Origin of the sequence: Agromyces albus (assembly GCF_030815405.1) — a bacterium.
GTDB lineage: Bacteria > Actinomycetota > Actinomycetes > Actinomycetales > Microbacteriaceae > Agromyces > Agromyces albus_A.
In genome coordinates this window covers 2,101,971-2,120,992 of record NZ_JAUSWX010000001.1, presented here as the reverse complement: position 1 = coordinate 2,120,992, position 19,022 = coordinate 2,101,971, and the positions used below count along the sequence as shown (strand labels likewise).

Annotated in this window: 16 protein-coding genes; 15 read left to right on the top strand and 1 reads right to left on the bottom strand. The window is 69.4% G+C overall.

Going from position 1 to position 19,022, the window contains the following annotated elements; translation table 11 throughout:
- Positions 1–3 precede the first annotated feature (3 nt).
- The 15 genes from coaD to QFZ29_RS09870 all read left to right on the top strand — a co-directional run bounded on the left by coaD (position 4) and on the right by QFZ29_RS09870 (position 17,744).
- Positions 4–495, top strand: coding sequence for a pantetheine-phosphate adenylyltransferase (coaD, locus tag QFZ29_RS09940; protein ID WP_129522313.1), 492 nt, complete (start codon positions 4–6; stop codon positions 493–495).
- 50 nt (positions 496–545) lie between these two features.
- Positions 546–1,520, top strand: coding sequence for an AAA family ATPase (locus QFZ29_RS09935; RefSeq protein WP_129522326.1), 975 nt, complete (start codon positions 546–548; stop codon positions 1,518–1,520).
- 1 nt (position 1,521) lies between these two features.
- Positions 1,522–2,916 carry a DUF58 domain-containing protein gene (locus tag QFZ29_RS09930; protein WP_306893960.1) on the top strand — a complete coding sequence of 465 codons (1,395 nt, stop codon included), beginning with the start codon at positions 1,522–1,524 and terminating at the stop codon, positions 2,914–2,916.
- Positions 2,906–5,236, top strand: coding sequence for a transglutaminase family protein (locus QFZ29_RS09925; RefSeq protein ID WP_306893959.1), 2,331 nt, complete (start codon positions 2,906–2,908; stop codon positions 5,234–5,236). The genes QFZ29_RS09930 and QFZ29_RS09925 overlap by 11 nt, the downstream gene beginning before the upstream one ends.
- 74 nt (positions 5,237–5,310) lie before the next feature.
- Positions 5,311–5,817 carry a YceD family protein gene (locus QFZ29_RS09920; RefSeq protein ID WP_129522327.1) on the top strand — a complete coding sequence of 169 codons (507 nt, stop codon included), beginning with the start codon at positions 5,311–5,313 and terminating at the stop codon, positions 5,815–5,817.
- 2 nt (positions 5,818–5,819) lie between these two features.
- Positions 5,820–6,023: a 50S ribosomal protein L32 gene (rpmF, locus tag QFZ29_RS09915; protein ID WP_108595599.1), complete on the top strand. Its 204-nt coding sequence runs from the start codon at positions 5,820–5,822 to the stop codon at positions 6,021–6,023.
- Positions 6,024–6,099: 76 nt separating this feature from the next.
- On the top strand, positions 6,100–6,762 hold the full coding sequence (gene rnc / locus QFZ29_RS09910) for a ribonuclease III (protein ID WP_373426268.1): 663 nt from the start codon (positions 6,100–6,102) through the stop codon (positions 6,760–6,762).
- A gap of 124 nt (positions 6,763–6,886) precedes the next feature.
- Positions 6,887–8,116, top strand: coding sequence for an ROK family transcriptional regulator (locus tag QFZ29_RS09905; protein ID WP_306893957.1), 1,230 nt, complete (start codon positions 6,887–6,889; stop codon positions 8,114–8,116).
- A gap of 154 nt (positions 8,117–8,270) precedes the next feature.
- A complete protein-coding gene (locus QFZ29_RS09900) occupies positions 8,271–9,479 on the top strand; it encodes a glycoside hydrolase family 76 protein (protein WP_306893956.1) in 1,209 nt (402 codons plus the stop codon).
- Positions 9,480–9,506: 27 nt separating this feature from the next.
- Positions 9,507–10,853: an extracellular solute-binding protein gene (locus tag QFZ29_RS09895; RefSeq protein ID WP_306893955.1), complete on the top strand. Its 1,347-nt coding sequence runs from the start codon at positions 9,507–9,509 to the stop codon at positions 10,851–10,853.
- 3 nt (positions 10,854–10,856) lie between these two features.
- The gene (locus QFZ29_RS09890; protein WP_306893954.1) at positions 10,857–11,810 is read left to right on the top strand and encodes a carbohydrate ABC transporter permease; all 954 of its coding nucleotides are present in this window, start codon (positions 10,857–10,859) and stop codon (positions 11,808–11,810) included.
- Between the two features lie 8 nt (positions 11,811–11,818).
- Positions 11,819–12,649, top strand: a complete 831-nt coding sequence (locus tag QFZ29_RS09885; protein ID WP_373426202.1) for a carbohydrate ABC transporter permease — start codon at positions 11,819–11,821, stop codon at positions 12,647–12,649.
- A gap of 28 nt (positions 12,650–12,677) precedes the next feature.
- Entirely contained in the window at positions 12,678–15,743 is a 3,066-nt protein-coding gene (locus QFZ29_RS09880) for an alpha-mannosidase (protein WP_306893953.1), read from the top strand.
- Positions 15,744–15,752: 9 nt separating this feature from the next.
- On the top strand, positions 15,753–16,685 hold the full coding sequence (mutM, locus tag QFZ29_RS09875) for a bifunctional DNA-formamidopyrimidine glycosylase/DNA-(apurinic or apyrimidinic site) lyase (protein WP_306893952.1): 933 nt from the start codon (positions 15,753–15,755) through the stop codon (positions 16,683–16,685).
- Between the two features lie 108 nt (positions 16,686–16,793).
- The gene (locus QFZ29_RS09870; protein ID WP_306893951.1) at positions 16,794–17,744 is read left to right on the top strand and encodes an NmrA/HSCARG family protein; all 951 of its coding nucleotides are present in this window, start codon (positions 16,794–16,796) and stop codon (positions 17,742–17,744) included.
- 67 nt (positions 17,745–17,811) lie between these two features.
- Here QFZ29_RS09870 and QFZ29_RS09865 read toward each other — a convergent pair whose 3' ends face one another.
- On the bottom strand, positions 17,812–18,891 hold the full coding sequence (locus QFZ29_RS09865; RefSeq protein ID WP_306893950.1) for a GNAT family N-acetyltransferase: 1,080 nt from the start codon (positions 18,889–18,891) through the stop codon (positions 17,812–17,814).
- Positions 18,892–19,022: the final 131 nt, after the last annotated feature.

The following is a 19,022-nucleotide window of genomic DNA, read 5'->3' as shown; positions in this document are numbered from 1 at the left end:
GCTATGCAGCGGATCGCCGTCGTTCCTGGTTCATTCGACCCCGTCACGCTCGGCCATCTCGATGTCATCGCACGGGCCGCCGGGCTCTACGACGAGTTGCACGTCGTCGTCGTGCACAATCCCGACAAGACCGCCCTGCTGCCGATCGCCCAGCGCGTCGCGCTCATCGAGCGCGCCGTGGCCGACGCGGGCATCGAAGGGCGCATCGTCGTCGCGTCGTGGAGCATGGGACTCCTCGTCGACTACTGCACCGACGTCGGGGCGACCGTGCTCGTGAAGGGCGTCCGCTCGCAGGTCGACGTCGCCTACGAGACGCCCATGGCGATCGTCAACCGTCATCTCGCCGGGGTCGAGACCGTGTTCCTCCTGCCCGATCCCGGCAACGCACACGTCTCCAGCTCGCTCGTGCGGCAGGTCGCCGCGCTCGGCGGCGATGTCACTCCGTTCGTGCCACCGGCGGTCGCCGACTACCTGCAGGCGGCGATGACGTTGTGAGCGAGGCGACCGTGACACTGGGGGAGTCAGGCGGCGGCACCACGCCCGACATGGGCATCGACGAGGTCGGCGCCCGCGCGGCCGGCATCGTGCAGAACGTCGAGGCGGTCATCGCCGGCAAGCGTGAGGCCGTCACGGCGTCGCTGACCGTGCTGCTCGCCGAGGGCCACCTCCTCATCGAAGACGTGCCGGGCGTGGGCAAGACCATGCTCGCGAAGGCGCTCGCGCGTTCCGTCGACTGCACCGTCAGCCGCATCCAGTTCACGCCCGACCTGCTGCCGAGCGACGTCACCGGGGTCTCGGTCTTCGACCAGGCGAACCGGCGATTCGAGTACAAGCAGGGGCCCGTGTTCGCCAACATCGTCATCGGCGACGAGATCAATCGCGCGAGCCCGAAGACGCAATCCGCCCTGCTCGAGTGCATGGAGGAGCGCCAGGTCACGGCCGACGGCACCACCTACCGGCTCGAGCAGCCGTTCACGGTCATCGCCACCCAGAACCCGGTCGAGATGGAGGGCACGTACCCGCTTCCCGAGGCCCAGCGCGACCGCTTCATGGCCCGCATCTCGATGGGCTACCCGGCCTCGGCCGACGAGCTTGCGATGCTCGCCATGCGCGAGACCGGAAGTCCCCTCGAGAAACTCGAATCCGTCGTCACGATCGCCGAGCTCCGCGGCATGATCGAGGCGGTGCAACGCGTCTTCACGTCGCAGCCCGTCAAGGAGTACGCGGTCGAGCTCGCCCGCGCCACTCGCGCCGACCGCCAGCTGCGGCTCGGCGCGAGCCCGCGTGCCACGCTCCAGCTCGTGCGCGCGGCGAAGGCGCACGCGGCCATGCACGGTCGCGACTTCGTGCTTCCCGACGATGTCGACGCGCTCGCGGTGCCGGTGCTCGCACACCGCCTCGTACCGACGAGCCGCGCCGTCGGCTCCCACGACCGCGACAGCGGGCCGCTCATCGACGCAATCGTGCGTCGCATCGTAGGGGAGACGCCGGTTCCGGTCGGCAGCGCACGAAGGAACTGACATGTCCCGCTCCCGCTCCGCGCGCGTCAAGGCCTGGCCTCGACTCAGCCGGCGCGGCACGACGCTCGTCGTCGTGGGAGTGCTGCTGCTCGCCGTCTCGCTCTGGTTCGACTTGCGTGACATCCTGCTGCTCGCGTTCGTCGGCATCGCGATGCCGCTCGTCGCCGTTGCCTTCGTCGCGCTGCACACCCCGCGGCTCGCGGTGACGCGGATGTTCGCTCCGCCCGTCGTGGGCGCGGGGGGCGCCACTCGCGTCGCGCTCATCGTCAAGAACCGCTCACGGCGGACGTTCGACGGCGCCCACTGGCGCGACCGCGTGCCCGACGGGCTCAAGGGCCCGGCCGAGGCGATCCTGCCGGCCGTCGGCCCGTACGAGGGCGTGCTTCCATCGGGCGATGACACGTTGCGGCTCGAGTACCGGCTCAGGATGCCGCGGCGCGGGGTCTTCTCGATCGGTCCGCTCGTCATCGGCATCGCCGATCCGTTCGGACTCGCGCGCATCGACCGTGAGGTGGGCACGGGGCACGAGGTCGTGGTGACGCCCCGGGTGACGCCGCTCGACGCCGCGCTCGGCACCGCCGCGAGCGTCGACGGAGTGCTGCACGGCCTGCAGCGACGCACCCACCCGAACTCCGACGAGCTCATCGCGCGGGAGTACCGCTACGGCGACCCGCTGCGGCGGGTGAACTGGGCGGCGACCGCCCGCCGCGGCGAGCTCATGGTGCGTGAAGAGGAGCAGCGCGGCGACCCCGAGGCGAGGCTCATCCTCGACACGACGCTCGCCGGGCGGCCGAAGGCGTCCTCGCTCCGGCGTGAGCGCGACGACGGCGGGCATGCCGGCTACGAGCTCGGCATCGAGATCGCCGCGTCCGTGGGGGTGCACCTGCTCGAGCGCGGCTACCGAGTGCGCTGCGACCATCTCGCCGACCCCGAGCGCGGTGTCCTCTCATCGGCATCGCCCGGCGGCTATCGCATGCCGGGCGGCGACCGGGCACTGCTCGAGGATCTCGCCCGGCTCGAGGGGCCGGCGCGGCTCGGATCGGCTGCCGCCGTGGAGGTCGCGTCCGACGCCGAGGCCCGCCCGCGAGCACGAGAGGCGCGGATGCCCGGCGTCGTCGTGCTCGTCGATCCCGACGAGCAGGACGCTCGCTCGCTCATCGCCATGCGGTCCCGATTCGAACCGGCGATCGCCTTCGTGCTCGAGAGCGTCGCGCAGGGTGTCGTCGACGCCCTCGAGGAGGCCGACTGGCGTGTCGTGCGCGTGCGCCGGCCGGCCGAGATCGCCGGCGCCTGGGCAGGCACGGCGCTCCCCGCGCGACATCAGGCTCCGGCGCGAGCCGCACGATCGCGCGCCGTCGTGCCGCGCCCCGAGGCGGTGACGCCCGATGAACCTTGACCCGGTGCCCCTCACGCGCGCACAGCGCCTCGCTCTGACGACGGCGTCTTTCCTCTTCCTCGTGGTCGCCACGATGTCGCTCGGCCCGCTCATCGCGGGCAGCGGCTGGTGGTGGCTGTGTGCGTTCATCGCCGCTGGCGTGCTCTTCTCGGGCGTGGGGCTGCGTGCCATGCGCACGACGGCCGCTCTCGTGCCGGTGCTCGAGCTCGTGGTGCTGCTGCTGTTGCTCACCCTGGTGTTCAGCGCCGGGTCGAGCATCGCGCTCATCATCCCGACGCAGGGCACGTTCGAGACGTTCGCCCAGCTGCTCTCTGGCGCACAGCGCACGATCGAGCAGCAATCGGTGCCCGCGATCCCCGTGCCGGCGCTCACGTTCGCGCTCGCCTTCGGCGTGGGCGTCCTCGCGGTCCTCGTCGACATCCTCGTGCAGACCGTGCGGATGCCCGCCCTCGCGGCAGCACCGGCTCTCGTGCCGATCCTCATCCCCGGGTTCATCATCGAGGCCGGCGCCGAGGTGCCCACGCTCGTGCTCGCCGCCGCCGCGTATCTCCTGCTCCTGCGCATCGACGTGCGAGTGCGCCGGCGGGCACGGCTCGCGGCGGGCGATCTCGACGACGACGCCGCCACGGTCGTTCCGCCGAAGCGCGTGCCGATCGCCTCGACCCTCGGCGCGACGCTCGGGCTCGCCGCCGTCGGCATCCTCACGGCTTCGCTGCTCGCGGCGTCGACGCCGAGTATCTCGACGAGCCTCCTGCTCGGCACACCCGGGCAGGGCACCCTCTTCGCCCGAGGCGTGAGCCCGTTCATCGACCTCGGTCGCGACCTCCGCCGGCCCGCCCCGAGGCCGGCCTTCCACTACCTCGCACGCGACGGCGACCGCCCCTACTTCACGCTGCTCACGCTCGACCGCTTCGAGGGCGAGGTATGGGGCGTGACCGAGCAGGCAGTCGACGGCGACAACACCGTCGACGCGATGCCGCGCCCCGAAGGCCTCTCGAGCGCTGTCGAGACGTCGGAGCATCCCATCGACGTCGTCGTCGACGAGGTGCGCACGACGTGGCTGCCGGTGCCGTATCCGGCGACGAGCATCGAGGGACTCGACGGTTCGTGGTTCTGGGATGACGGTTCGCTCACGGTTCGAAGCGTCGACACGAACACCGCCGGCCAGCGATACCGCGTGAACCGGCTCGAGATCGACCCGACGCCGGCGCAGTTGCGAGCGGCATCGCGAGAACTCCCCGACGAGCTGGCACCGTTCCTCGAGCTGCCCGACGAGCTCCCGGCGATCATCGGCGAGACCGCGGCATCCGTCACCGCCGGCGCAGGCTCGCCCTACGACGCTGCCGTGGCGATCCAGGCCCACCTCCGCTCGAACGAATTCGACTACTCCACGGAGGCACCGGTCGCCGAGGGCTACGACGGCGGCGGATTCGACGTGATCGCGAAGTTCCTCGAGGTGCGCGCAGGGTACTGCGTGCAGTTCGCCGCCACGATGGCGGTCCTGGCGCGAGAGTCCGGCATCCCGGCGCGCATCTCGATCGGCTACACGCAAGGCTCCCCTTCCGACGATCGGGTCAACGGGGTGCAACGCGTCGAGGTCGACACGCATGACCTCCACTCGTGGCCCGAGCTCTACTTCGAGGGCGTCGGCTGGGTGCCGTTCGAGCCGACTCCCGGCCGGGGCACCGTGCCCGGGTACTCGCGGCCCGGCGCCGGTGAGGGCACGAACACGCCGACGCAGAGCGCGGCCCCCGCCACGCCCGGAGCGTCGGATCGTCCCGACGTCGACGCCGATCGCGGACTCGCGGGCGGCACGAGCGATCCGTTCGCCACGAACGCGTGGTGGATCCGCGGCGGGTCGCTCACGCTCGTCGTGATCGCGCTGCTGCTCATCCCTGCGGCGATCCGGGCCGGCCAGCGGCTGACGCGACGGCGACGCATTCGAGCGGGGGACTGGGCGGCGGATACCGCGTGGGACGAGCTCACCGCCACCGCGGCCGATCTCGGGGCGGGCGTCGCCGAGGTCGAGACGCCGCGTGCCGTGGCCGCTCGACTCGGCGAGCGTGAGGCGTTCACCGCAGCTGAGGCGCGAACCGCCCTCATCGCCTTGCGCGATGCCGTCGAGCGCGAGCGCTACGGGCCGGTGCAGCTCGGAGCCGGCACACCCGGGCAGGAGCTCCTCGACGAGCTCTCGGTCGCCCTGGCCGCGCTCGCAGTCGATGCCGGGCCCGCAGAGCGCCTGCGGGCGGCGCTCGCGCCACGATCGCTCTTCGCGCGGGTACGGAGGGCGTTCGGCGAACGCCCGCCCGCCGGCGCGTAGAATCGTCCATCGTGGCCATTCAGCATTCACCGTTCCGACTGAACGTGCGCGACATCCTCAACCGACCGGGTGAGATGCGCGAGCAGCGACTCGCCGTCGCCGTCGTCGACCCGATGGGCGAGGGCCTCGTCGCCGTGCGCGCGGGCTCCGAGCTCGACGTCGATGTGCGGCTCGAGTCGGTGCACGAGGGCATTCTCGCGACCGCCGAGGTCGACGCGATCGCCGAAGGAGAGTGCGGTCGGTGTCTCATCGACATCGCCCTTCCCGTCGAAGTCGAGTTCCAGGAGCTTTTCGCGTATCATTCTGGAGAAGCTTTCGAGTATGAGGTTCAAGACGACCACGTGGATCTTGAATCACTCATCCGAGATGCGGTAGTGCTGGCACTGCCGTTCCAGCCGGTGTGCCGGCCGGACTGCCCGGGTCTCGACCCTGAGACCGGGCTCCGGCTAGCCGATCATCCGGAACTCGTCACCCCTGAGCACGTCGACCCGCGATGGTCGACGCTCGCTGGGTTCGCGGCTTCCCGAGACAACGGTTCGGATGACGCATCCGATACCGACCAGCAGAGAGAAGAGAGATAGACATGGCTGTTCCGAAGCGGAAGAAGTCACGCTCGAACACGCACGCGCGCCGTTCGCAGTGGAAGGCCGAGGTCCCCACCCTCGTCAAGACCGTCGAGAACGGCAAGGTCACCTACAGCCTTCCGCACCGTGCGAAGGTCGTCGAGGACTCCGCGGGCACCCCGCTCTTCCTCGAGTACAAGGGCCGCAAGGTCGCCGACGTCTAGTCGGCCAGAACCAAGCCTTCGACCGGTCGTGACGCGAACGGAGCACACAGGGCACGGGGAGTACACGCTCGACGAGTTGCAGCAGCGACTGCACATCGCCGTAGACCCCGAGTTGCTGCTGCTCGCGCTCACGCACCGGTCGTTCGCGTACGAGAACGGTGGCATCCCCACCAACGAGCGCCTCGAGTTCCTCGGCGATTCGATTCTCGGGCAAGCCGTCACTGTCAAGCTCTTCCGCGACCACCCCGACCTCGAAGAGGGCGAACTCGCCAAGCGTCGAGCGAGCCTCGTCTCGAGTGCCGCACTGGCCGAGGTCGGCCGGTCGATCGGTCTCGGCCCGTTCATCCGGCTCGGTCGTGGCGAGACCATGACGGGCGGCGCCGACAAGCCGTCGATCCTCGCCGACACCGTTGAGGCGATCATCGGCGCGGTCTACCTCGACGCCGGGGGCGATGCAGCCACGGCGCTCGTGCTGCGGCTCGTCGCGCCGCTCCTGCTCGACCCCGCGCGATTCGGTGCGGCGATGGACCCGAAGACGAGCCTCCAGGAGATCGCCGCACGGCGCGGCGCCCCCGCACCGGTCTACACGGTGGTCGAGAGCGGCCCCGACCACAACAAGCACTTCGTCGCGACGGTCACCGTCGGCGGGCTCGCCGAGGCATCCGGTGAGGGTTCGAGCAAGAAGCAGGCCGAGATGGCGGCGGCGCTCGAGGCGTGGACCGCCCTGAGCTCGCGCTGACGCCCCGTACGACATAGCCCGACACGCCCGCTCGGCGTTCCCCGAGTGCGCTCCGTGTCGCACGACGAGACATCCGTCGCTCGAACGGCATACTGGTGACAGACGGCTCGAGGGGGTGACGCGCGTGCGACGAGGCACGAACGTCCATGCGCTCGGCGGATTCAACCAGATCGTCATCCTCGACACGATCCGGCGCAACCGCGAGGGATTGAGTCGCGTCGAGATCGCCGAGCAGACCGGGCTGAGCGCGCAGACCGTCTCGAACGTCTCGCGCCGGCTGCTCGACGACGGCATCATCCGGGAGGCCGGGCAGCGGATACTCGGCGTGGGCAAGCCGCGGATCATCCTGCAGCTGGACCCATCGGGCGGCTACGCGATCGGGGTCCACCTCGACCCCGCGGTGATCACCTACGTCGTGCTCGACCTCGACGGCCGCGTGGTGGCGCACACGGCCACGAGAACGCCGTCGGGCGTCACGCCCGAACGGGTCATCGCCGGGATGCGCGATTCCATCGACGCCATCATCGCCGACGCCGGAGTGGATCGTTCCCGGGTGCTCGGGGTGGGCATCGCGGCTCCGGGGCCGCTCGACCTCGAGCAGGGCGTGGTGCTCGACCCGCCGCTCCTGGAGGGCTGGCACGGCGTCGCACTCCGCGACGCCCTCGCCGAATCGACGGGGCTGACGGTGCTGCTCGAGAAGGACGTCACCGCGGCCACCGTCGCCGAGCTCTGGATGAGCTCCGGACACGAGCGCGACGACTTCATGTTCTTCTACTACGGCACGGGAGTCGGTGTCGGTCTCGCCATCGCGCACGAGGCGGTGCGGGGCGCGACCAACAACGCGGGTGATGCCGGCCACATCATCGTCGATCCCGACGGGCCGGTCTGCGGCTGCGGTCGACGCGGATGCCTCGGCGACTCGATCATGCCGCGTGCGCTGGTGGCATCGGCGATCGCGTCGGGCCTGATCACGGCGCCCGCCGGTCGCCTGGGTGGCACCGAGGTGGATGCGGGCCTCGCGCAGATCGCCGCGCTCGCCGAGGGCGGCGACACCGACGCATCCGCTGTGCTCGAGGCGATGGCGAACCGGATCTCCGTTGCGGTGGTGACGGTCGCCAACCTGCTCGACGTCGACACGGCGGTGTTCGGTGGGCCGTACTGGAATCGCGTGTCGAACCTCGTGTTGCGTCGGGTGTCCGAGCTGGTCGACTCGTCGCCCGCGCTCGTGACGACGCATCCCATCGCCGTCACCGTCTCGAGCATCGGCGATGACGTCGCCGCCGTCGGCGCCGCGTGCCTGGTGCTCGACGATGCGCTCTCGCCGCGCCCGTCGGCACTGTTGATCTCGAGCTGAGGCGCTGCGCGCGACCACCCGTCCGAGCTCCTACAGGCGCTCGGAACGCGGAAGAATGACGGTTGACAATAATTAGTCCATGCGTTTTAGTTATAGGCGTCAGGCCCTCGGCAGCGCTGCCACTGCCAGCGGCCATTGGAATCAAAGGAGATCCATGAAGCGCAATCTCGCCTCAGCGGCCTGTGTCGCAGCGGCCTCGGCACTCGTCCTCTCGGTATTCGCTCCAGCAGCGGCGGCAACGGCCGAGCAGCCGGTTGCCGATGACTCCCGTCCTGCGGTCAACCGCCACGACAACGCCCAGCGTGCCGACTCGGCGTACACGGCGATGCAGCAACACTTCGCCGTCGACGACGGAAGCGGGCTCTACCGTGAGCAGTTCCCCGCCGAGTCACACGACCGGCCGTACGCGTTCGAGTGGCCCTTCTCACAGGCCCACATCGCCATCGCCGACCTCGCCAACCAACCCGGCATCAGCGGTCGTCGCTACGACGCGGCGCTCGCCACGGCGGCAGCCGGACAGGAGCACTACTGGGATGCCGACGGCGGCACGACCGGGCTCCCCGGATACGCCTCATACCCGGTCGGCGAGTACGGCGACGGAGGCGACTACTTCTACGACGACAACCAGTGGGTCGGGCTCCTCGACGTGCAGCGGTACCTGACCGACGGCGACGAGGTGGCGCTCGAACGCGCCGTGCAGATCTTCGACCTCGTCGTCTCGGGCTGGGACACCGACGAGACCCACCCGAACCCGGGCGGGGTCTTCTGGACGCAAGCCCCCTGGAGCAGTGACCGGAACACCGTCTCCAACATGCCCGGAGCCCAACTCGGCCTGCGCCTCTACCAGATCACGGGTGAGCAGAGCTACCTCGACTGGGCGCTGCGGATGTACTCGTGGACCAACGACCACCTCCAGCGGCCCGACGGTCTCTACTGGGACCACCTCGACCTGGAGGGAAACATCGAGCGCACGATCTGGTCGTACAACCAGGGTGTGCCCGTCGGCGTGAACGTGCTGCTCTACGAGGTGACCGGCGAGCAGCGGTACCTCGACGAGGCCTCGCGGATCGCGGAGGCCGCTCACCGCTACTACATCGAGGAAGGGCGACTGGCCGACCAGCCGGCGTTCTTCAACTCGATCTTCTTCAAGAACCTGCTGCTGCTCGAGTCCGTGACGGGTGGTTCGACCTATCGGGACGCCATGCAGGACTATGCCGACCGGGTCTGGTCGGAGAACCGCGACGCGTCGACCGGGCTCTTCGTCTTCGACGGCACGCACACCCAGCTGCTCGAACAGGCCGCGATGGTGCAGATCTACGCGGTGCTCAGCTGGACACCCAGTCAATGGCGCGACCTGTACTGATCCCCACGCACACCACAAGGAGAATCCATGAAGCACACATTCACGGCGGCAACGGCGCTCGCCGCGGCGGGCCTGCTCATCCTGTCAGGCTGCTCGGCCGACGGCGGCGAGGCATCCGACACCATCAAGGTCGCCTACCAGAAGTTCGGCACCTTCACGCAGCTCGACGCCCACATGAAGCAGGTCAAGGACGCATTCGAAGCGGAGAACGAGGGACTGACCGTCGAACTCGTGCCGATCGAGGCACAGCAGAACGACTACTTCACGAAGCTCGCGCTCATGAACCAGTCCGCCGCGACCGCCCCTGACGTGATGTACGAGGACACCTTCATGGTGGAGTCCGACGCCGATGCCGGCTACCTCGCCCCGCTCGACGAGTACACCGAGGCCTGGGACGAGTGGGACATGTTCTACGACAACGCGAAGAGCGCGGGCCTCAGCTCCGATGGCAAGACCTATGGCATCCCCATGGGCACCGACACCCGCGCCCTCTGGTACAACAAGGACCTCTTCGAGCAAGCGGGCCTGCCCGTGCCGTGGGAACCCGCGACCTGGGAGGACGTGCTCGACGCGGCCGCCACGATCAAGGCGAAGCTCCCCGATGTCGTCCCGCTGAACGTCTACTCGGGCAAGGCCCAGGGCGAGGCCGCGGCGATGCAGGGCTTCGAGATGCTGCTCTACGGCACGGGTGACACCCTCTACGACGCCGACGCGAAGAAGTGGGTGACCGGCTCCCAGGGCTTCGAGGACTCCCTGGCCTTCATCGGCGACCTCTACCAGGGCGGGCTCGGCCCGACACCCGAGCAGGCGCTCGACAAGAACATCGGCAACATCGTCGCGAGCGAGTGGCTCCCGCAGGGCAAGCTCGCGATCAACCTCGACGGCTCGTGGCTGAGCGGCACGTGGCTCGAGACCGGCACCGCGCCGTGGCCCGAGTGGAACGACGTCATGGGACAGGCGCCGATGCCGACCCAGAACGGCGACGAGCCCGGAGCGAACAGCATGTCGGGCGGTTGGACCCTGGCGATGGGCTCGAAGTCGAAGAACAAGGACGCCGCATGGGACTTCATCGCATTGGCCCTCGACAAGGACAACTCGCAGTCCTACGACATCGCGGCGAGCCAGATCGCGGTGCGCAGCGACGTCTCGGAAGACCCCGACTACCAGGCGGCCAACCCGACGTTCGGCTTCTTCTCGGAGATCGTGGCCGTCACGAACTTCCGGCCGGCCACGAGCGACTACGGCAAGATCTCGAGCGAGATCACGATCGCGATGGAGGCGGTGATGACCGGGCAGCAGAGTCCCGCTGAGGCCGCGGCCGCCTACGACGAAGCCGTCGTGAGGATCGTGGGCGAAGAGAACACCACGAGCTAGCCGATGGCCATCGTCGCAGAAGAGGTACGACCCGTCGCCGGGTCGGGCCGGGGAGATGCTCCCCGGCCCGGCCGGCCCCGGGCCGGAGTCCGCCGCTCGCTCGTCCGCAGCGTTCCGCTCGTGCCCGCGATCGTGCTGCTCGCGATCTTCCTGCTCGGGCCGGTGATCAGCTCGTTCTACGGGTCGTTCACCGACGCATCCCTCACCGGATCGGCGGCCCAGGGTTCGACGTTCGTCGGCTTCGCCAACTACGCGGAGCTGTTCGCCGACCCCGACTTCCCGAAGTCGATCATGCTCACGCTCGTGTTCCTCGTCGCGTCGGCGATCGTCGGCCAGAACGTGCTCGGCCTCGGGCTCGCGATCCTGATGCGCTCCTCGAGCCGGTTCACCCGCGGCATGGTCGGCACCTTCGTGGTGACCGCATGGGTGCTTCCCGAGATCGTGGCCTCGTTCGCCGCCTATGCGTTCTTCAACGACACGGGCACCCTCAACACGCTGCTCGCCTCGGTCGGCCTCGAGGGGACGAACTGGCTTTACGCGACCCCGATGCTCGCCGTGATCCTCGCGAACATCTGGCGCGGCACGGCATTCTCGATGCTCGTGTACTCGGCGGCGCTGCAGGACGTGCCGCCCGAGATCACCACCGAATCCGCCGAGGTCGACGGGGCCCGCGGATGGCAGCGGCTCGCGTTCATCACCGTGCCGATGATCCGGCGCAGCATCTCGACCAACCTCATGCTCACGACCCTCCAGACGCTGTCGGTGTTCACGCTCATCTTCGTCATGACGGGAGGAGGGCCGGGCACCGACAGCTCCACGCTGCCGGTGCTCGCGTATCAGGAGGCGTTCCAGTTCGGCAAGCTCGGCTTCGGAACCGCGATCGCCACGATCCTGCTGCTCGTCGGGGCCGTGTTCTCCGTGGTGTACCTCCGAGCGCTCAAGCCGGAGGTGGACTGACCATGGGCATGACCTCTCCCAGTCGGCGCAGTCTCCGCGCCGTGTCGAACGGCGTGCTGCTGCTCATCGGCGCCGCCTTCGCGCTGCCGCTCGTCTGGCTCGTGCTCGCCTCGGTCGACGAACGCGCGACCCTCTCGATCAAGCTGCCCGACGCCGTCTCCCTCCAGAACTTCGTCGACGTGATGACGCCCGAGAAGGCCTTCGTCCCGCTGCTGAACAGCCTCGTGCTCTCGGGCGGATGCGCCCTCATCACCGTCGTCGTCGCCGTGCTGGCGGCCTACCCGTTGTCGCGCTACCGGATGCGCATCAACAAGCCGTTCCTCTACGGGGTGCTGTTCGGCACATGCCTGCCGATCACCGCGATGATGGTGCCGGTCTACAGCCTCTTCGTCGCCTTCAACCTCATCGACTCCATGGGCGGCACGATCCTCTTCCTCGCGGCCACGAGCCTGCCGATGGCCATCTACATGACGAAGAGCTTCATGGACAGCGTCCCGATCAGCCTCGAGGAGGCCGCGTGGATGGACGGCGCTTCGATGATGACGACGCTCACGCGCGTCGTCGTGCCGCTCATGCGGCCGGGCCTCGCGGTGGTGTTCATCTTCGTGTTCATCGGAGCGTGGGGGAACTTCTTCGTGCCGTTCGTGCTGCTGCTCTCGCCCGACAAGCTCCCCGCCGCGGTCAGCATCTTCGCCTTCTTCGGGCAATACGGCACCGTCGCCTACGGCCAGCTCGCCGCCTTCTCGCTGCTCTACTCAGTTCCCGTCATCACCCTGTACGTGTTCATCTCACGCGTGCTCGGCGGTTCGTCCGCACTCGCAGGCGCCGTCAAAGGCTGACCCGCACCCGATCCACTAGGAGCCTCCCATGCACGACAACTCCGCCCTCGTTCGCGCCCGGATCGCCCGGTTCTCGGAGGAACGCGTGAAGCCGGCCCTCTACCGCGACAGCGCTGCGCTCACGATCAACGCGTGGGAGGTGCCCGACGAACCGGTTCCGTTCGCCGAGGCCGTCGGGCAGGCCTTCGAGCCGTTCACCGTCGGGTCGGCGTGGGGCAAGCCGTGGGGCACCACCTGGTTCCACGTCACCGGCACCGTCCCCGAGGCATGGCAGGGCCTCGACGGAGTCGTCGAACTCGTCGTCGACCTCGGTTTCCTCTCGGGCCAGTCGGGCTTCCAGGCCGAAGGGCTCGTGTTCGACCCGGCCGGCCGCATCATCAAAGCCATCGAGCCGTTCAACGACCATGTGCCCGTCGAGGTGGGTCCCGGCGGAGAGATCGACGTCTATATCGAGGCGGCCTCGAATCCGGATGTCGGGAGCGACTGGAGCTTCCGGCCGACACCGGTCGGCGACAAGGCGACCGCGGGCACGAAGCCCATCTATCGGTTGCGTCGGGTCGACGTCGCGCTGCTCGACACCCAGGTGTGGGAGCTGCAGATGGACATCTGGACGCTCTCCGGTCTCATGGACGAGCTCAGCGCCGACCTGCCGCGCAGGGCCGACATCCTGCGCGCCCTCGAGGCGGTCGTCGACGCGATGGATCCCGATGACGTGTCGGGCACGGCGGCAGCGGGCCGGGCGATTCTCGCGCCCGTCCTCGCGCAACCGGCGTACGCGAGCGCCCACCGTGTGGTCGCCGTCGGACATGCGCACATCGATTCGGCCTGGTTGTGGCCGGTTCGCGAGACGATCCGCAAATGCGCGCGCACCTTCTCCAACGTGCTCGACCTGATGGATCGCGACCCCGGCTTCGTCTTCGCCGCGTCCTCCGCGCAGCAGTACGCCTGGATGAAGGAGCACTATCCCGAACTCTTCGAGCGCATCCGCGCACGAGCGGCCGAGGGCCGATTCGTGCCGGTCGGCGGGATGTGGGTCGAGTCCGACACGAACATGCCGGGAGGTGAGGCGCTCGCGAGGCAACTGGTGGCCGGGAAGCAGTTCTTCATGCGCGAGTTCGGCATCGAGCCGCTCGAGGTGTGGCTGCCCGATTCGTTCGGCTACTCCGCGGCGTTCCCGCAGATCGCGGTCGCGGCCGGCGCACGGTACTTCCTGACGCAGAAGACGAGCTGGAACGAGACCAACACGATGCCGCACCACACCTTCTCGTGGGAGGGGATCGACGGCTCGCGCATCTTCACGCACTTCCCGCCCGTCGACACCTACAACGCGGTGCTCTCGGGGGAGGAGCTGGCCAAGGCGCAACGGCAGTACGCCGAGAAGGGGGCGTCGAACATCTCGCTCGTGCCATTCGGCTTCGGCGACGGGGGCGGTGGGCCGACCCGCGAGATGCTCGCCGCGGCATCCCGCACGGCTTCGCTCGAGGGATCGCCGACCGTGACCGTCGCGTCGCCGCTCGCGTTCTTCGAGGAGGCCGAGCGCGACTATCCCAACCCTCCCGTCTGGTCGGGCGAGCTCTACCTGGAGTTCCATCGCGGCACCTACACCTCGCAGGCGCGGACGAAGGCCGGCAACCGCCGCAGCGAGCACCTCCTCCGTGAGGCCGAGCTCTGGGCCGCGACCGCGGCGGTGCGCAGTGGCGCCGACTATCCCTACGAGCGCCTCGCCGAGCTGTGGCAATCGGTGCTCCTCCTGCAGTTCCACGACATCCTGCCGGGCACCTCGATCGCCTGGGTCCACCAGGTCGCGGAGGAGAACTACCGACGGATCGCGGCAGAACTCGAGGACCTCATCAGTGCCGCTGTCTCCGCGCTCGGTGCAGGCTCCGCCGAAGGCTCAGCCGGCCCGGTTGCCTTCAACGCATCTCCCTTCGCCGTCTCGGGGGTTGCGGCGATGTCCGCAGGTCCCGTCGACCCGCCGCGTGGGGTGAGCGTCGAGCGCGACGGTGCGGGCTACGTGCTCGAGAACGCGCGGCTTCGCGTCTCGATCGACGCGCAGGGACTCGTCGCCTCGCTCGTCGACGTGCGCACCGGCCGCGACGCCGTCCCGGCCGGGCAGCCCGGCAACCTTCTGCAGCTGTTCCGGGACACCCCGACGCAGTGGGACGCGTGGGACATCGACCAGCACTACCAGCGCTCAGGTACTGAGCTCCGCGATGCCGAGTCGGTCGAATTGGTGACGGATGCCCCCGAGCGGGCGAGCATCCGCGTCGAGCGCCGGTTCGGGGCATCCGCCGTCTCGCAGACGTTGACGCTGGAGGGAAACGGCACCGCCCTCGAGATCGAGACCATCGTCGAGTGGCATGAGCAGCAGAAGCTGCTGAAGCTCGCGTTCCCGCTCGACGTGCACGCAGACCGTGCGGCATCCGAGGTGCAGTTCGGCCACGTCCACCGGCCGACGCACGTGAACACCTCGTGGGATGCGGCTCGCTTCGAGACGTGCGCCCATCGATGGGTGCACGTCGCCGAGCCGGGCTTCGGCGTCACAGTCGCCAACGACGCGACCTATGGCCACGACATCACCCGCACGACGAGAGCCGACGGCGGAACCACGACGCTCGTGCGGCAATCGCTGCTGCGTGCCCCGCTCTTCCCCGACCCGAAGAGCGACCAGGGTCGCCACCGACTGCGCACCTCGGTCGGTATCGGCGCCGACGTGCTGGATGCAGTCGGCGAAGGGTATCGACTCAACCTGGCGCTCCGGATCGTGGACGGCGCGAGCGCCGTGGCGCCGCTCGTTCGCAGCGACTCGCCGAGCATCGTGATCGAATCCGTGAAGCTCGCGGAAGACCGCTCTGGCGACCTCATCGTGCGCCTCTACGAGGCACGCGGGGCCCGCGCAGTGGGAACGGTGACGGCCGGTTGCGAGGTGGCGGGCATCGTGGAGACCGACCTGCTCGAGCGCGCTGCCGCGGAGCCTGCCGCGCTCGTCGGCGTCGACGGTGCGAGCGCCGAGCTGCGGCTGCGTGCCTTCCAGCTCGTCACCCTTCGCTTCCGTCGCAACGGAGGCTCCGCCGAGGAGTCGCTGGGGGAATAGGCTCGAGAGATGCCCGAACTGCCCGAGGTCGAGGTCGTCAGGGCCGGGCTCGCGCCTGCTGTCACCGGCGCCCGGGTCACGGCGGTCGACGTGCTCGACGTGCGTGCCCTGACCCGCCATGACGCGGCATCCGGCGACTTCGAGGCGCTCCTCACCGGAGCGAACATCGAGGCGGCGGTGCGGCGGGGCAAGTTCCTCTGGCTGCCGATCGGGGGCGACCGCGCCATCGTCGGCCATCTCGGCATGAGCGGGCAACTGCTGCTGCGCACGCCCGACCATCCGGGAGACGACCGGCACGCCCGAATCCGCCTGCACCTCGAGCATCCCGAATACGGGGAACTGCGCGTGGACTTCGTCGACCAGCGCACCTTCGGTTCGCTCGCCGTCGATCTGCTCGTGCCCGCCGCCGATGGTGAGATCGCCGGATTCTCGGCGGGCGTCACGGGGGAGTGGTCGCGATCGCTGCCCTCGCAGGTCGCGCACATCGCGCGCGACCCCATCGACCCGGCATTCTCCGACGACGCGTTCGTCGACGCGCTCGCGCGCAGGGTCTCGGCGGTGAAGCGAGTGCTCCTCGATCAGGGCGTCGTGAGCGGCATCGGCAACATCTATGCCGACGAGTCGCTCTGGCTGGTCCGGCTGCACGCCGAGCAACCCGCCGCCTCGCTCGGGCGACGCCGCTCGCGCGAGCTGCTCGCCGCCGTGCGCGAGGTGCTCGAGCGTGCGCTCGCCGAGGGCGGCACGAGTTTCGACGCCCAGTACGTCAACGTCAACGGCGCATCCGGCTACTTCGCGCACTCGCTGAACGCCTACGGCCGCGCCGGGCTGCCGTGTCCGCGCTGCGGTACGTCCATGGTTCGCGAGCCGTTCATGAACCGCTCGTCGCACCGCTGCCCCAGATGCCAGCGGCTCCGGATGCCGCGCCACGCAGCGTCCACCTGAGTGCCGCTCCTCCGGCATCCGCGGACCTCTCTCTGCTTTTAGTTGACGTATCAACCGTGTGTCGCTAATGTTGTTGACGCATCAACTATCTAGCGAAGGAGACGACATATGTCGAAGCACGACAAGAAGGTCATCGTGGTGGTCGGCGCCACCGGCAACCAGGGCGGCGGATTGGCGCGGGCGATCCTTGCCGACGCCGAGGGTGACTTCGTGGTCCGTGCCGTGACGCGCAATGCCGCCTCGGAGAAGGCCCAGGCGCTCGCCGCGCAGGGCGCCGAGCTCGTCGAGGCCGACATGACCGACGAGGCAGGCCTCACGAAGGCGTTCGAGGGAGCGTACGGCGCCTTCCTCGTGACGAACTTCTGGGACCACATGTCACCCGAGCAGGAGAAGGCCGACGCGGCCAGGATGGCCCGCGCCGCGAAGAGCGCCGGACTGGCTCACGTGATCTGGTCGACGCTGGAGGACACCCGCGAGCACTTCCCGCTCGACGACGACCGCATGCCGACGCTCATGGGCACCTACAAGGTGCCGCACTTCGACGCCAAGGCGGAGGCCGATGAGCTCTTCGCCGCACTCGGCGTGCCGACCACACTGCTGCGGACGACGTTCTTCTGGGACACCTTCCTCGGCTTGCTGGCACCCCAGCGGGGCGACGACGGCCGACTGACCCTGGCCATGTCGATCGCCGACCAGAAGCTCGCCGGTATCGCGGCCGAGGACATCGGCCGGACCGCCTACGGCATCTTCCAGCGCGGCTCGGAGTTCATCGGGAAGACGGTGAGCATCGCCGGCGAGCACCTGACGGGTGACGAGATGGCCGCCGCCTTCAGCCGGGTGCTCGGCGAACCGGTGACCTACACGGCGGTGCCCGTCGAGATCGTGCGCGCGCAGGAGTTCCCCGGAGCCGACGAACTGGCGAACACCTTCCAGTACTACATCGAAGCGCCGGAGTTCGTCGCCGCCCGCGACCTCGCCTTCGTGCGGAGCATCAATCCCGCCCTGCAGACGTTCGACGAGTGGCTCGAGGAGCGCAAGGGCGCATTCGCCGGCGCCTGACGTCAGGCTGGAAGTCGTCGGTCGTGGGTGGCGGAACGGGCCGAGCCTCTCGGCCGGTTCCGTCGCCTCAGTCGCGCTGCCAGACCGCCTCGAGGCCGCACCGGCGGAAGCCGAGCGCGACGTTGATCGCGAGCATGTGCTCGTTCTCGTCGGCGTTCCAGGTGTAGACCTCGGTGCGGTCGGGCGCGACCTCGGTGAGCCGTGCCAGGTTCGCGAGCTTCGTGAGCATGCCGAGCCCGTGCCCCCGGTGCGCGCCGACGACGAGGGTGTCGCTCTGGAAGGCGAACCCCCGTCCGAGCGGCAGTTCGAGCTCGGTGTATCCGGCGACGGCGCCATCGGGAGCCAGGGCCGCGGCGACGAGCAGGGTTCTGCCGCCGTCGAGTGACTCCTCCTCGCGCTCGCGGACGCGCGCGGCATCCCAGTGCTCCTCGTCGATCGTGATGCCGCCGGCCGGGACGGCGAGGGCCATGCGCCCCCTGGCCGCCGCGTACGCGTCGACGAGCCGCGCCGGGGTGCGGTCGGTCCAGAGCTCGAGCCGGTAGCCGAGGGCATTCGCCCCCGCCGTGCGTGCATCGAGTGCGCCGCGGAACTCGTCGGCTCGCCCGCCGACGGTCAGGCTGCTGATCCGCTCCAACTGGGCGAGGTCGTAGCCATGCGCCGCGGCGAAACCGGCGGCGGGAACGGATGCCGGCAACGCGGCGCCCCCGTCGGGCGCGTGCAGCACGGGGCCCTCGGCCGGGGCGCTCTCGGTGTCGGCATGATCGGAGTACGCGACGATCGTGGAGCGGCCGAGGTCGCGAACGGCGTCTTCGGCGGCGGCGAGCAGTCGTGAGCCGACGCCCCGTCGCCGATGCTGCGGCAGCACGCCGAGGGTGAGTTCGGCGGTCGTCGCCCCGGCGTTGCGCTCCCATTCGAGGCCGGCCCGGCCGATCATCGTGTCGCCGTCCCAGGCGCCGATCCACGCGTGCCCGCGATGCCGGTCGTTGCGCTGTGCGGCGAGGAGCTCGGCCGCGCTGTACGCGAAGTCCTCGTGTCCCCAGTTCGCACGCTCGAGCAGGGAGCCGAGCTCCGCAGACGACTCGAACTCCCGGGCCGCGGGCGTGCCGAGGGCTTCAGGTACGGGTACCGGTCGGATGTCGATGGGCATGCGCACTCCTCTCGTCACCGATGGGCAGCCGCCCAGACTAAACCCCACGCCGTGGTCGTGGCAAGGGCGATCCGCGTCCTCGCGGCGAGGGCGAATGGGGAGGGGGCCGAACCTCGGATACGGTAGTCCGC